Consider the following 13,857-nt stretch of genomic DNA (forward strand, 5'->3'; position numbering starts at 1 on the left):
TCCGCTTGTTGCAATCGAAGCGGGCCATGATAAGGGGGAACATGCCGTGTCGTCTGTACGTGCGCGTATGCACGGCGTATGGAGGCGGCCTGCCGGATCGCCACCGGATGATGCCGGCCAGCGGCCGGCACTACCCGATGCTGCGAGCTGCCCCGCTGTCAGCAGAGCAGCAGCAGGATGTCCAGCTCGCCGTCGGCAAACCAGTCCATGCACAGGCCGACCACCATCAGCAGGCCCAGCGTGGTGGCGCCGTGGGTGATGAAGATGGAGTGGGCCAGCGCACGCGCCGAGCGCCCCAGCTTCATGCACACCCGCGCCAAGCGCTGCAGGCGGCCACTGACGGCGTGTACGTGCGCCCGCACCGGTGCCTGCACCCCGTTCATCGCCTCGGCCATCATCGCCTGCAGGCTTTCGGGGCGGTCGGCGTAGTACTTGGCCACGCCGTATCCGAACATCAGCCAGTCACGCGCCTGTGCCTCGGCCAGGTCCATGACTTCCAGCGGATCTTCTTCGAAGTCGATGAAACCGACGTTCTGGCCATCCCAGGTGAGGTTGCGCGGCAGCGGCTGGCCAAAATAGGCGCCACGCGCGTGCGCTTCGGCAATGGCCTGCATCGCTGCAGCCACGAGGCGATCGCGGCCGGCGTCATCGGCTTCGCGCAGGCAGGTATTGAACGAGCTGCCGTTGTCGCCGATCACCAGCGCGGCATGGCCACTGCCGATCACCGCGGGCACGTTCACGCCCTGCGCCTGCAGTTCCGCCAGCCGGCGGGCCTCGGTTTCGCGCGCGGCGTCGCCACCGCGGTGCGGCGGCGGGCGCAGGGCGTCGAGATGGAACCGGCGGGCAACAAAATTGAGCAGGCCAAGGGCCACTGCTCGGCTTCCTTCGCCGTACTGCTTCAGCCAGGCGCGCTGCCCTTCGATGACGATGGGCTCAACCATGACAGTCTCCTTTAACGCATTACGGCCCCAGAGGGGCCGTAACGACGGTTTCACGTTGTCGTAACTCGCACTATCAATAGCGCAGCAGTGCCGAACCCCACGTGAAGCCACCACCGAACGCTTCCAGCAGCAACAGCTGGCCGCGCTCGACCCTGCCGGAACGAACAGCCGCATCCAGCGCCAGCGGCACCGAGGCGGACGAGGTATTGCCATGCTTGTCGACAGTGACCACGACCTGGTCCATCGACATGTCCAGCCGCTTGGCGGTGGCTTCGATGATGCGCAGGTTGGCCTGGTGCGGGATCAGCCAGTCCAGGTCGGACTTGGTCAGGCCATTGGCATCCAGGGTTTCGTCCACGACCGAGTCCAGCGCCTTGACGGCGTACTTGAACACGTCGTTGCCCTTCATGTTGATGGTGCCGCCACCATTGTTGCCTTCACCGAAACCGACCGAGACGCCGACCGGATTCCACAGCAGCTCTTTCTTGCTGCCATCCGAATGCAGGTGGGTGCTGAGGATGCCGGTTTCTTCGTCGGCCTTGAGCACGACGGCGCCCGCGCCATCACCGAACAGCACGCAGGTGGTGCGGTCTTCCCAGTCAACGATACGGGTCAGGGTTTCCGCGCCGATCACCAGTACATGGCGGGCATCACCGGAGCGGATGAATTTGTCAGCCACGCTGAGCGCGAACACGAAGCCCGAACAGGCCGCGTTGACGTCGAAAGCGGGGCAGCCGCTCACACCGAGCTTGGCCTGGATCAGGCACGCGGTGGAGGGAAAGATCAGATCAGGGGTGGTCGTGCCGACCACGATCATGTCGAGCTGCGACGCGTCGATACCGGCCGCTTCGATCGCACGCAGCGCGGCCTGGTAGCCGAGATCGCTGGTGGTTTCGCCTTCGGCAGCGATGTGCCTTTCACGGATACCGGTGCGCGTCTGGATCCACTCGTCCGAGGTCTCGACCATTTTTTCCAGGTCGGCGTTGGTCAGGACTTTTTCCGGCAAATAGCTACCGGTGCCCGCGATCCTCGAGTAGATCCGCTTGCTCATCATGTTTCCTGTTGCACGAGCCGCCGTTCACCGGCGTGCCCGGGAAAGAAGGCGAAGGCCGCTGCCCAGCGGGCAGCGACCTTCCGGCACATCAGTCTTCCTGGACAGCAGAAGACTTGGTCTGGATGACCTTCTTGCCGCGGTAGAAACCGTCAGCAGTGATGTGGTGACGCAGATGCACTTCGCCGGTGGTCGGGTCGGTCGACAGCTGCTTGGCGCTCAGGGCGTCATGCGAACGACGCTGGCCACGACGGGACGGGGTAACACGGGATTTCTGGACAGCCATGGGATTGCTCCAAACTCGGTTCGTTTTGCTTCGTCGTTTCGTCGCACAGGACGCCAGCGTCCAGCACACTTTTCGCTTTCGCCGCAGCCGCCGACGACAACCGGCTGCTATTGTTTCTTCAATGCCGCCAACGCCGCGAACGGGTTGGCCTTTTCAATTTCTTCTTCGGTCGGTGCCCAGTCCTTGTCGACTGCCTCACCGTACGGCGACAGGGGTACCACCGGCACCGCCAGCACCAGTTCGTCCTCGACCAGGTCCAACGGGCGCAGCTGGCCATCTTCCGGCACCAGCAACGGCTCGTATTCCTCCGGCAAGGACGATTCCTCGTCTTCGTCGCGGATCAGGCCAAGCCTCTGCGTCATCTTCACCGGCAACAGAAAGCGCTGCATGCTGCGCTGACAGGTCAGCGGCAACGCGGTATCGATGCTGAGTTCCACATAGGATACCCGCAAGATCTCGTCGCGACCGAATTCGAGCGAGTAATTACACTCGCCTTCAGTATCTGCGACAAGCCCCTGCAGGCGAGTCAATTCAGCCAGGGAGACCTGACCGTCGAAGCGCCTTCGCGCTACGACCATCCGCCAGGCATCCAGCGTTTCGGGTACGTTCGCGGACATAAGCCGCCGAATATTAAGGATCGGCAGGTCGCGTGTCAAATGACTGCCATGAAAGGCTTGCTGTGGCTGGCTGTGCCGGGCCAGACTGCCGCGCCCCGCTCCCGGAATTCCCGCATGCCTGCCCTGGTCCTGGCCTCCACCTCCCGCTACCGCCGCGACCTGCTGGAACGGCTGGGGTTGCCCTTCGACTGCGCACGCCCGCAGGTGGATGAGACCCCGCAAGCCAACGAGGCCCCGCTGGCGCTGGCGGCACGCCTGGCCAGCGCCAAGGCGGGCGATGTGGCCGCCCGCCATCCCGGCAGCTGGGTGATCGGCTCGGACCAGGTGGCGGACCTGAACGGTCAGCCGCTGGGCAAGCCGGGTACGGTCGAGGCGGCGTGCGCGCAGCTGGCGGCCATGTCCGGGCAGACGGTGCGCTTCCACACGGCCATCAGTCTCACTTGTGACGGAGAATCCTTCATGGCAATGGATCTGACCCAGGTGCGCTTCCGCGCGCTGCAGGCGCCGGAGATCGCCCGCTACGTGGCCATCGAACAACCGCTGGACTGCGCCGGCAGCTTCAAGTGCGAAGGCCTGGGCATCAGCCTGTTCGACGCCATCGACAATCGCGACCCTACGGCCCTGATCGGGCTGCCGCTGATCGCACTGTGCGGATTGCTGCGCAGGGCCGGATTCGCGGTGCCGTAACCCGGCTCGCTACACGAGGCACGATGCCTCAGCGCTTTTCCACGACGAACGGCTGTTCCTGCCACTGCTCCACGCTGCCATCGCGACCATGCAGACGCAGGCCCAGCCAGTGTTTTCCCGGTGACAACGTAGCCGTATCGAGCGTTGCATCGAAACCGACAGCCGGATGCTGCGGGTCGGTGCTGTCTGGCCAGGCATGGCGGATATCGAACACCCGCCCGTAGGTGGCGTCGCCGATCGAACGACCATCCACCAGCACTTCAACCCGCGACAGGCCAACACCTTCCTTGAACGCCCAGCCTTTGATCGCCAGCGTGCCGCTCACCACGTCTCCATTGGAGGGGGCGTCCAGCCAGGCCAGTGCGGGTGCTACGCATGGCCCCTGCGCGCGCTGCACCGGCAGGCGGAACAGCAGGAAGCGCTGGAATCCATGATCGTTGCTGACCACGCGCGGTGGCGGCAGCGGCCCGACCTGTTCGCAGAGGGCGTGATAGCGGGTAAGCAGATCGCGGAAACGCTGATCGCTGGGCGACAGCACCAGCAGCATCGGCACGTCGCGTTCGCCCTCATGCACCTGGTTCCATTGCGCCAGCTGCGCGGTGCGGCCGTGCTTGTCGTTGAGCGGATGCGGCAGCACTTCGATGTCACCGCGGCCCAGCTGGAAGCCCAGTTCGGCGCCTACCTTGAAGTTGCCGGCCAGTACGCGGCTGCCTTCAGGCATCAGCTGCAGTTCTTCGCGGACCGCAGCAGCCAGCGGCTGCCAGCCGGCGAAGTTGCGCGGGTAGTACTTGTCACCGGCCAACTGCTCGCGCAGCGATGACGAGGACGCCATCAGGTAATAGCCGAAGGCCAGCACCATGCCCAGCCCGGCCAGCCACCAGCCGGTACGCCGCAACCAGCGCGGCCAGCCGTTGAGGATTACCGGCACCGCCACCAGCAGGGCCAGGTAGCCCGGCAGCGGCCAATGGAAGCTGATGCGCTCGACGTCGGTGAAGAAGCCCAGTGCGAAGATGCCCAATGTCGACACACCGCCGACCAGACCGAAATAACGCCACTGCACGCGCGCACCGCCGCCACTGCGGGTACCCGCCAGCGCCACCTTCCACATCGCGATGCACAGGATGGGCGTCACCAGCATCGGCTGGATCACCAGGAACCACAGTCCGCGCCACTCGAATGCCCACGGATGACGCTCGACCACCTGGAACTTCAGACCGGCATCGTGATTGTCGGCATTCCAGGCCAGCAGCGGCAGCCATGCCAGTACGCCAACGGCCAGGGCCACCCAGACGCGCGGATCGGCCAGCATGCGCCGGCCCTGCGGCAGCGCCAGCAGGGCAACGAAGCCGACGCCGATCACACCGATGAAACGATAGTGGCTGAGCGCGCCGATCAGCAGGCCCAGCGCCAGTTTCACCGCCGAGGATGCATCTACGTTGCGCAGCAGGCGTGCGCCGGCGTCCAGGCACAGCACCGCCGCCAGTGCCATCGGCACATCGGGTACAGCCAGCAGACCCAGCGTGGCCGACAACGGCATCAACAGCGTCAAGCTGCCGGCCTGCCAACCTGCAACGTTGCCGAACCAGCGCGCCGCAATGCGCGATACCAGCAGCGGCAGCAGTGCACCGATGGCCAGGAATGGCAAACGCAGCGCCAGCACGTGCTGACCGCCAAGCTCCACACCCAACCGGGTCAGCCAGGCCGTCAGCCCCGGCAGATCCGAATAGGCCGCAGCCAGGTGCTGGCCTTCCTGCCAGTAGAACGCCTCATCGACGAACAACGGCAGGCGTGCGGCCACGACCAGCTTGGCCGCTGTGACGAGCGTCCATAACCAGAGAAAAATCGTACGTGCGCGTTGTTCGCCCTGCATTGCTCTATGGATAGAATCGACCGGTTACCGAACTTGAGACGACCATGACAGCTTCGTCCCCCATGCCCAGCATGCTAACCGATCAACTGCGTCAGTCCCTGCGCAATGCGCAGGACCAGGTCAATGCGCTGGTGCTGGGCAAGGTGCAGGAGGTTCGACTGGCCTTCGTGGCCCTGCTCTCTGGCGGCCATCTGCTGATCGAAGACCTGCCCGGTCTCGGCAAGACCACATTGGCCCATGCCCTGGCCAGCAGCCTGGGGCTGAGCTTCCAGCGCGTGCAGTTCACCTCCGACCTGCTGCCGGCCGACGTACTCGGCGTATCGGTCTACGACGCCGGCAGCCGCCAGTTCCAGTTCCATCCCGGGCCGGTCTTCACCCATGTACTGTTGGCCGACGAGATCAACCGGGCGCCGCCGCGCACGCAGAGCGCCCTGCTGGAAGCGATGGCCGAGCAGCAGGTCACCCTCGACGGTCAGACCCATGCCCTGCCTGATCCGTTCTTCGTGATCGCCACGCAGAACCCGGTGGATCTGTCGGGTACGTTCCCGCTGCCCGATTCGCAGCTTGATCGCTTCCTGCTGCGGCTGGCGATGGGTTACCCCAGCGCGCAGGCGGAACGTGAGCTGCTGCGCGGCAGCGATCGCCGCGACCTGATCGCCCGCGCGGTGCCCCAGCTGGACGACACCCAGGTACGCGCACTGCGCGAGGCCGTCAGCCAAGTGCATGTCAGCGACGCGCTGGTGGACTACGTGCAGGCACTGCTGACCCGCAGCCGCCAGCATGCGGGCGTACGCGTGGGATTGTCGCCGCGCGCCGGCCTGGCCCTGCTGCGCGCAGCCAAGGCACATGCGCTGTTGCTCGGCCGTGGCCACGTGGTACCCGAAGACGTGCAGACGCTGTTCGTAGCGGTGGCTGGCCATCGTCTGGTGGGTGAAGCCGAGTCGAGCTCGGGGCCGACGCTGGCACGCGCGATCCTGCAGACCGTCGCGGTCGATTGAAGATGGCATCGCATGCCCGGCGACTGTTGCAGCTGGCACGCCCGCGCACGCCGGAGTCGTTGCCGCAACGGCTGGACCGACGGCGCATCTACGTGCTGCCCACCCGCTTCGGCCTGTTTGTGGCCTGCCTGCTGGTCGCGATGCTGCTGGGCGCGCTGAACTACAACAACAACCCGGCCCTGCTGCTGGCACTGCTGCTGGCCGCAGCCGCGATCGCCAGTACCATCGCGGCACACCTGCAGCTGTCGGGCGTGCAGATCGATGCAATCTCCGCCGAACCGCTGCCGGCCGGGCAACCGCTGCGCCTGCGCGTGGACCTGTCGCTGCGCGACCCGCGAGCGCGCCATGGCCTGCACCTGCAGCTGGGCGACAGCGAGACGTGGCTCGACCTGCCCGCACACGGCCGCGGCGAAGCCGAGCTGGCAGTTCCCAGCGAACGCCGTGGCTGGCTGGAACTGCCGCGTATCCGCCTGTCCACCACACAACCACTTGGCCTGGTCAGGGCGTGGTCATGGGTGTGGCCGGAAGAACCCCTGCTGGTCTACCCGCTGGCCGAAGCGAAAGCGCCACCGTTGCCGCAGCAGGGCAGCGATCCACTACACACCCGCGCCCACGCCAACGGCGAGGAACTGCATCAGCTGCGCCCATATCGCGCTGGAGATCCACCGCGCAGCATTGCCTGGAAACACTCCGCGCGCCGCGACACGCTGCTGGTACGCGAATACGAGAAACCGATAGGCATCGAAGTGGTGCTGGACTGGCGCGCGCTGGCACCCTTGGGCCAGGAGGCCCGCATCGCACGGCTGGCACGCTGGGTGGACAGCGCAGAGCGCGAAGGCCGTCGCTACACGCTGCTGCTGCCGATGCACCCGCCGATCGGCCCCGGCCAGGGCGCCAGCCACCACCATCTGTGCCTGCGCGCGCTGGCGTTGCTTCCCCATGACTGAGCCTGCCCTGCTGCTGGACCGCAACACCCGCACGTGGACGCTGGCCAGCGCCGCACTGGCCTTGTTGCCGCTGCTTTTGCAGCTGCCTACCACGCTGGCCGCGTTGGTCGCCGTGGCAGCGGTCGTCACTGCAGCACTGTCGCAGCGCGGCATGCTGCCGATGCCGGTGCGCGTACTGCTGGTACTGGGCATGCTGGCCGCCATCGTCTGGCAGATGGGTGCGGTGCGCCCCGGCCGGGATACCGGCTGCGCGCTGTTGGCGGCGATGCTGGCGATCAAGTCCAGCGAGCTGCGCACCCTGCGCGATGCACGCAGCCTGCTTGGCTTTGCCCTGTTTTCTCCGTTTGCTGCCTTCCTGCTCGACCAGGGGCCGCTGACCACCGTGCTCGCCGTGCTGGCCGGCATCAGCGCCCTGATTGCGCTGCAGCGACTGGCACAGGGTGAAGGCCGCAGTACGCCACCGCCGCTGTCCGCGCAGCTTCGCGGCGTCGGTCGCCTGCTGCTGATCGGCCTGCCGCTGGCGCTGGCCTGCTTCTGGCTGTTCCCACGATTGGCCACGCCGCTGTGGGGCATACCCGAACGCGCCGTCGGTACGCCCGGGCTGTCGGACACGATGGAGCCGGACAAGTGGCTGGATCTGATGGCCGACGATACCCCTGCCCTGCGGGCGCAGTTCTTCGGCGCGGTTCCGGAACCGGCGCAGCGCTACTGGCGCGGGCCGGTACTGACCCAGTTCGATGGGCATGTCTGGCGACGCGACCGCCGTACCGAGCGTTTGCCGCCTGCAGTGGTCGAGCACGGCACGGAAGGCTGGAACTACCAGATCGATTACGAGCCCACCGACCGTCGCCAGCTGGTCGCGCTGGATCTGCCCACCGCCGCACCGGAAGGCAGCCGGCTTGATGCCGCCCTGAGCCTGAGCAGCGACCGCACGTTGTCTGCGCTGAGCCGGTGGCGTCTGCACTCGGCCCCGCCGCAGCGCTTTGATGCCACGCTGTCGTCGTATCAGCGCCGCGCTGCGCTGCAGTTGCCGGAAGGCTTCAACCCCCGCACGGCAACCCTGGCCCGGCAGTGGCGGCAGGAAGCCGGAAGCGATGATGCAGCGGTGGTCCGTCGCGCCCTGGCGTGGATCACCGCGGATTTTTCGTACACGCTGGCAACACCTGCCGCCGGGCGCGATCCTGTCGATGCTTTCCTGTTCGACTACAAGGCCGGCTACTGCCAGCATTTCAGCTCTGCCTTCGTGGTGCTGATGCGCAACGCCGGCATTCCAGCGCGTGTGGTCACCGGGTTCGCCGGCGGCACGCGCAACCGGATCGGCGACTACTGGGTACTGCGGCGGATGGACGCCCACGCCTGGGCCGAGGTGTGGCTGCCGCAACGCGGCTGGGTGCGCATCGACCCGACAGCGGCCGTGGCACCCGAGCGCATCCTGGACACGCTCGACGACCGCCTGCAGGCCGGGGCCGATACAGGGCTGCAGCAGCGCTGGCTGCAGCTGGGCCAGGTCCGCGACTGGATGCGCAGGGGCTGGAACGAACTGGTGCTGTCGTTCGATGCACGCCGCCAGCAGCAGCTGCTGCAACCGTTCGGGCTGGACGATCTGCAGCCGGGACAGCTGCTGGCCGGCTTCGTGATGGCGGTGTCGCTGGCGCTGGCCTGGATGGCGTGGCTGCTGGCCCGTGGCGAACGCGAGCGCGACCCGCTGCTGCGCGCCTGGCACCGGCTGGGGCTGCGCTATGCGCGGCTGGGGCTGGGCCGCGAACCGCACGAACCCGCCCTGCACTGGGCGCACCGGGTCCACGGGCAACGCCCCGACCCGGCCCTCATCACACTCAGCCAGCGTTTCGCTGATGCACGCTACGCTGGCACTTGTACCGAGCTCGCCCCATTATTGCGGGACCTGCGCAGGCATCGCCCGACTTCCGGAGCCTCCCCATGAATACCAAGTTCCTCCTCACCGCCGTGGCCGCCCTGGCCCTGTCGGCCTGCGCCACGGCCCCCAAGCCGCTGCAGGGACAGTTCAGCCTGGTTTCCCCGCGCGACTCGGTTGCCACCCAGCAGGTCGGCACGCCGGTGCGCTGGGGTGGCCGGATCATTGAAACCAAGCCCGTCCAGGGCGAGACCTGTTTCCAGATCATCTCGCGCCCGCTCAACGGTAGCGGCCGCCCGAACACCACCTCCTCCGATGCCAGTGACGGCCGCTTCATCGCCTGCCGTGCCGGCTTCTACGATCCGGCCGTGTTCGAAGCCGGCCGCGACGTGACCTTCATCGGCAAGATCGATGGCTACGCCAACACCCGTATCGGTGATTACGACTACCGACTGCCGAAGCTGGCGGCCGACGTGATCTACCTGTGGCCGGAGCAGCGCCAGGTCGATGTCGTGCCCTACCCCTACGGACCGTGGGGCCCGGGCCCGTATGGCCCGTACTGGGGCGGTTACCGCGGCTGGGGCTGGTGGTAGTCCAGGCCCGGTACGCATGATGCAGAAGGCCGCCCATGGGGCGGCCTTTTTTCATCCATGCATGGTGCGGGTCTGCTCGGGGCGATGCTGCACTTCGACGCATTTTTATCCACGCATGGCGTGGATCTACTGCTGTTGGCGTGCGCTGTAGATCCACGCCATGCGTGGATGGCGGCGTCAACGCCCCGGTGTGCCGAAGTGACCCAGCGGCGCGCCAGCCAGCAGATGCATGTGGATATGGAACACGGTCTGCCCGGCATCTTCGCGGCAGTTCATCACGATGCGGTAGCCGTCCTGGGCAAAGCCTTCCTGCCGCGCGTACTCGGCGGCGGCCAGGGCCAGCTTGCCGATCAGGTGCGCCTGCGACGGCTGCAGGTCATCCAGGGTCGGAATGATCTCGTTCTTCGGAATGAACAGCACGTGCACCGGCGCCTGCGGCGCGATGTCCTTGAACGCCAGCACGTCCTCGTCTTCATAGACGATGGTGGCCGGGATCTCGCGACGGATGATCTTGCTGAAGAGGGTTTCGCTGCTCATGGTCGGCCTCGGCGGGGTGTCACCGCATTGTAGGCCGGTAACGCCGGGGCATGCCCGGCATCGGCTCAGTCGCGCACTTCGCTGCGAGTGCCGAACGCGTGCGACAACGTGCCGCGATCGACGTACTCCAGCTCACCACCGAGGGGCAGGCCCTGGGCCAGGCGACTCGGCCGCACCTGGCGGGCACGTGCCAGCTGCGCGAGGTAGTGCGCGGTGGCTTCGCCTTCGACGGTGGCACTGGTAGCAATGATCAGCTCCTGCACTTCCGCTTCGGCCAGACGCTGTTCCAGCTGCTCCAGACCCAGCTCGCGCGGGCCGATGCCATCCAGCGGCGACAGGCGCCCCTGCAGCACGAAGTAGACGCCGCGATAGCCGGTGGCGTTCTCGATCGCCAAGCGGTCAGCCGGCGATTCCACCACGCACAACTGGCTGCGCTCGCGGCTGCCATTGGCGCAGGTCGGGCACAGCTCGGTTTCGCTGAAGTCGCGGCACTGCGCACAGTGACCGATGCGTTCGACCGCCTCTGCCAGCGTCCCGGCAAGGCGTTTGCCACCTTCGCGCTCGCGCTCGAGCAGGTGGTAGGCCATGCGCTGGGCCGTCTTCTGGCCAACGCCAGGCAACACCCGCAGTGCATCGATCAGTTGTTCAAGCAGGGGTGCGGACACGGCGGCGTGTTCTGTAGGGCCGAGCGTGCTCGACTGGAAATTGCGGGCAGTCGAGCACGCTCGACGCTACACAGTGCGTGGCACCCGGCAGTGCGGGTGCCATGCAGGACATCAGAACGGCATCTTCATGCCCGGCGGCAGCTGCATGCCGGCGGTGGCCGAACCCATCTTCGACTTCGACTCGGCATCGATCTTGTTGGACGCATCGTTGAAGGCGGCGGCGATCAGGTCTTCCAGCATTTCCGGATCGCTGGCCAGCGACGGATCGATGCGTACTTTGCGGCACTCCTTGGCACCGGTCAGGGTGACGCTGACCATGCCGCCACCGGCGCTGCCGGTCACTTCGATCTTGGCGATTTCTTCCTGGGCCTTCTGCAGGTTTTCCTGCATCTTCTGGGCCTGCTGCATCAGTTGGGCGATATTGCCGCGCATGTCGTCTTACTCGTCAAAAGAACGGATGGAATCGGAAACAATCCGGGCGCCGTGCTGCTGGATCAGCAACTGGACTTCCGGATCGTCCATGAAAATGGCCTCGGCAGCCTGCTGCCGTTCGCCACGCTGGCGGTCGGCGCGCTGGTGCAGGGTCTCGGCCGGGACCTGCTCGGTTTCCACGGTTTCGACCACGATCTTCAGCGCGTGGCCGAGGGACTTTTCCAGCACCTCGCCCAACGCTGCCAGCGCGCGCTCGGAGCGCAGGTACTCAAATCCGGGCGAAAGGCCCAGTTTCAAGACCCCCTGCTGGCAACTGATGAAGGCCGCATTGGCTGCAAGCTGTCGCGATGGACCGCTCAGGCCGCTGTTGGCAATCAGGTCGAGCCAGTCCTCGGCGCAGGCCAGCTCGCTGACGCTGCCCGCCGCAGCGCGGTCGGAAGCGACAGCCGCGGCGGCTGGGGCGATCGGGATGCCTTCGGCACGGAACGGACGCTCCGGCACGACAACAGCCTCTGCAACCGGCTGCGGCGCCGGCGCTGGCGGCTCGTTCAACGGGGCGACCATGGCCGCGTCTGGCGTCGCCATTTCAGCGGCCAGCGCCTCATCGCGGGCAGTGTCCTCGTCAGTCGCCCACGGCGGCAGGTCGTCTGCTTCGGCGGGCGCCTTGGGCGTGGCCGCCTCGGGAGCCAGCTGCACCTTCATCGGCGGCGGCGACCCGGGTTCCTCGACCGGAACCGGTTCAGGTTCAGGCGTCGGATCCGGTTCCGGAGTCGGCTCGGGTTCTGGTTCGGGTTCGCGCTGTGGTGCCGGGGTCGGCGTCTGTGCGGCTGCCTCCACCGGCACCGGTGCTGCAGCGGCCTGGGTGACGGCGACGGCCCCCTGCGCAACAGCGGCCGCCGGGGCAGCTCCTTCGTGGTTGCCAGCAACGCCGCCACCGGTCTGGCCCGTACCGGTCGGTGCGCTGCCACCGGAGGATTCCGGGGTGCGCGGCACCGACGGCACGGCAGCCGCGGGTCGGAACGCCAGCATGCGCAGCACCGCCATTTCAAAGCCGGCGCGCGGGCTGGGCGCCAATGGCAGATCACGACGACCGTTCAAGGCCATCTGGTACCAGAGCTGGACCACTTCCGGGCGCAGGCGCTCGGCGAATACGCTGGCATCCAGTCCTTCGGCAGCGGCGGACGCGCCCGGCACCAGTTGCTGCACCTGGATGCGGTGCAGGCCCTCGGCCAGCGCATCAAGCACGCCGCTCCAGTCCGGCGAGAACTCGGCCAGTGCCGCGACCACCTGCAGCAGGCGCGGGCCATCGCCCTCGGCCAAGGCATCGAGCATCGCCGCCACCTGGGTGCGGTCGACCGTGCCCAGCATGGTGCGCACCACGTCCTCGCGCAGCGCACCGCCAGCATAGGCGATGGCCTGGTCGAGCAGCGACAGGCCGTCACGCAGGCTGCCGTCGGCGGCCTTGGCCAGCTGCACGATGGCGGTAGGGTCAGACTCGATCTCCTCGGCGGTGAGGATGCGGGTCATCTGCCCTTGGATCTGATCTTCATCCAGGCGCTTGAGGTTGAACTGCAGGCAGCGGCTGAGCACGGTGACCGGCAGCTTCTGCGGGTCGGTGGTGGCCAGCAGGAACTTCACATGTTCCGGCGGCTCTTCCAGCGTCTTCAGCAGCGCATTGAACGCGGCCTTGGACAGCATGTGCACTTCGTCGATCAGGTACACCTTGTACTTGCCACGCGAAGGCATGTACTGGGCGTTTTCGATCACCTCGCGCACATCGTCCACGCCGGTATTGGACGCGGCATCGATTTCCAGCAAGTCGATGTAGCGACCGGCGTCGATGTCCAGGCAGGCCGCACACTGGCCGCAGGGATCGGCACTGGTGCCCTGCTCGCAGTTCAGCGACTTGGCGAAGATGCGCGCGATCGTGGTCTTGCCCACGCCGCGGGTACCGGTAAACAGGAACGCATGGTGGACCCGGCCGCTGTCCAGCGCATTGCTGAGCGCACGGACCACGTGTTCCTGGCCCACCAGCTCGGCAAAACGCTTCGGACGCCACTTGCGGGCAAGGACGAGATAGGACATCAGGCCACCGTCTTCCATCGGATGTTCCATTGTGCCACGCCTGTCCAGCCCTCTCGCCCTGCAAACCAGTGCTTGTGTCCTGCCGCTGCGCCCGCTAGAATTTGCGCCCCTGCTGAGGCGTTTGCCGATGGCAGGGATCCGGAGAGGTGTCCGAGTGGTTGAAGGAGCACGCCTGGAAAGTGTGTAAGCGTCTAAACCGCGCTTCGGGGGTTCGAATCCCCCTCTCTCCGCCAGATTACGCAAACCCCTGTTTACGCAGGGGTTTTTGCTTTTCT

The 13,857-nt window shown here is 66.6% G+C and carries 14 protein-coding genes and 1 tRNA gene; 6 read left to right on the forward strand and 9 right to left on the reverse strand.

The window, feature by feature from the left end; translation table 11 throughout:
• Positions 1 to 158: 158 nt before the first annotated feature.
• The 4 genes from GIW57_RS01630 to GIW57_RS01645 all read right to left on the reverse strand — a co-directional run bounded on the left by GIW57_RS01630 (position 159) and on the right by GIW57_RS01645 (position 2,895).
• Positions 159 to 941, reverse strand: coding sequence for a serine/threonine protein phosphatase (locus GIW57_RS01630; protein WP_236508990.1), 783 nt, complete (start codon positions 939 to 941; stop codon positions 159 to 161).
• Positions 942 to 1,014: 73 nt separating this feature from the next.
• A complete protein-coding gene (locus GIW57_RS01635; RefSeq protein ID WP_100463418.1) occupies positions 1,015 to 1,992 on the reverse strand; it encodes a beta-ketoacyl-ACP synthase III in 978 nt (325 codons plus the stop codon).
• A gap of 91 nt (positions 1,993 to 2,083) precedes the next feature.
• Positions 2,084 to 2,278 (reverse strand): 50S ribosomal protein L32, encoded by a 195-nt coding sequence (gene rpmF / locus GIW57_RS01640; RefSeq protein WP_025879386.1) that lies wholly within the window; start codon positions 2,276 to 2,278, stop codon positions 2,084 to 2,086.
• A gap of 107 nt (positions 2,279 to 2,385) precedes the next feature.
• Positions 2,386 to 2,895, reverse strand: coding sequence for a YceD family protein (locus tag GIW57_RS01645; RefSeq protein ID WP_088101178.1), 510 nt, complete (start codon positions 2,893 to 2,895; stop codon positions 2,386 to 2,388).
• 114 nt (positions 2,896 to 3,009) lie between these two features.
• Between GIW57_RS01645 and GIW57_RS01650 the strand changes: the two genes are divergently transcribed.
• Positions 3,010 to 3,582, forward strand: coding sequence for a Maf family nucleotide pyrophosphatase (locus tag GIW57_RS01650; protein ID WP_236508991.1), 573 nt, complete (start codon positions 3,010 to 3,012; stop codon positions 3,580 to 3,582).
• A gap of 28 nt (positions 3,583 to 3,610) precedes the next feature.
• On the opposite strand, the gene GIW57_RS01655 is transcribed toward GIW57_RS01650, so the two are convergent.
• Positions 3,611 to 5,452, reverse strand: a complete 1,842-nt coding sequence (locus GIW57_RS01655; RefSeq protein ID WP_236508992.1) for a glycosyltransferase family 39 protein — start codon at positions 5,450 to 5,452, stop codon at positions 3,611 to 3,613.
• Between the two features lie 44 nt (positions 5,453 to 5,496).
• On the opposite strand from GIW57_RS01655, the gene GIW57_RS01660 reads away from it, so the two are divergent.
• Genes GIW57_RS01660 through GIW57_RS01675 form a run of 4 tightly spaced genes read left to right on the forward strand, consistent with a single transcriptional unit; the run spans position 5,497 to position 9,863 of the window.
• Entirely contained in the window at positions 5,497 to 6,450 is a 954-nt protein-coding gene (locus tag GIW57_RS01660; protein WP_100463411.1) for a MoxR family ATPase, read from the forward strand.
• Between the two features lie 2 nt (positions 6,451 to 6,452).
• Positions 6,453 to 7,397, forward strand: coding sequence for a DUF58 domain-containing protein (locus GIW57_RS01665; RefSeq protein ID WP_236508993.1), 945 nt, complete (start codon positions 6,453 to 6,455; stop codon positions 7,395 to 7,397).
• Positions 7,390 to 9,339 carry a DUF3488 and transglutaminase-like domain-containing protein gene (locus tag GIW57_RS01670; RefSeq protein WP_236508994.1) on the forward strand — a complete coding sequence of 650 codons (1,950 nt, stop codon included), beginning with the start codon at positions 7,390 to 7,392 and terminating at the stop codon, positions 9,337 to 9,339. The genes GIW57_RS01665 and GIW57_RS01670 overlap by 8 nt, the downstream gene beginning before the upstream one ends.
• The gene (locus GIW57_RS01675) at positions 9,336 to 9,863 is read left to right on the forward strand and encodes a Slp family lipoprotein (protein ID WP_100463401.1); all 528 of its coding nucleotides are present in this window, start codon (positions 9,336 to 9,338) and stop codon (positions 9,861 to 9,863) included. The genes GIW57_RS01670 and GIW57_RS01675 overlap by 4 nt, the downstream gene beginning before the upstream one ends.
• Positions 9,864 to 10,040: 177 nt before the next feature.
• Here GIW57_RS01675 and GIW57_RS01680 read toward each other — a convergent pair whose 3' ends face one another.
• The 4 genes from GIW57_RS01680 to dnaX form a co-directional block, all read right to left on the reverse strand.
• The gene (locus GIW57_RS01680; RefSeq protein WP_089239144.1) at positions 10,041 to 10,400 is read right to left on the reverse strand and encodes a histidine triad nucleotide-binding protein; all 360 of its coding nucleotides are present in this window, start codon (positions 10,398 to 10,400) and stop codon (positions 10,041 to 10,043) included.
• Between the two features lie 65 nt (positions 10,401 to 10,465).
• A complete protein-coding gene (gene recR, locus GIW57_RS01685) occupies positions 10,466 to 11,065 on the reverse strand; it encodes a recombination mediator RecR (protein WP_089239142.1) in 600 nt (199 codons plus the stop codon).
• A gap of 111 nt (positions 11,066 to 11,176) precedes the next feature.
• On the reverse strand, positions 11,177 to 11,497 hold the full coding sequence (locus tag GIW57_RS01690; RefSeq protein ID WP_025879376.1) for a YbaB/EbfC family nucleoid-associated protein: 321 nt from the start codon (positions 11,495 to 11,497) through the stop codon (positions 11,177 to 11,179).
• Between the two features lie 6 nt (positions 11,498 to 11,503).
• Positions 11,504 to 13,582, reverse strand: coding sequence for a DNA polymerase III subunit gamma/tau (gene dnaX, locus GIW57_RS01695; protein ID WP_236508995.1), 2,079 nt, complete (start codon positions 13,580 to 13,582; stop codon positions 11,504 to 11,506).
• 140 nt (positions 13,583 to 13,722) lie between these two features.
• On the opposite strand from dnaX, the gene GIW57_RS01700 reads away from it, so the two are divergent.
• A tRNA-Ser gene (locus GIW57_RS01700) sits at positions 13,723 to 13,815 on the forward strand.
• Positions 13,816 to 13,857: the final 42 nt, after the last annotated feature.

This window comes from Stenotrophomonas sp. PA-6-5C, from assembly GCF_021605635.1.
Classification (GTDB): Bacteria; Pseudomonadota; Gammaproteobacteria; order Xanthomonadales; family Xanthomonadaceae; genus Stenotrophomonas; species Stenotrophomonas lactitubi.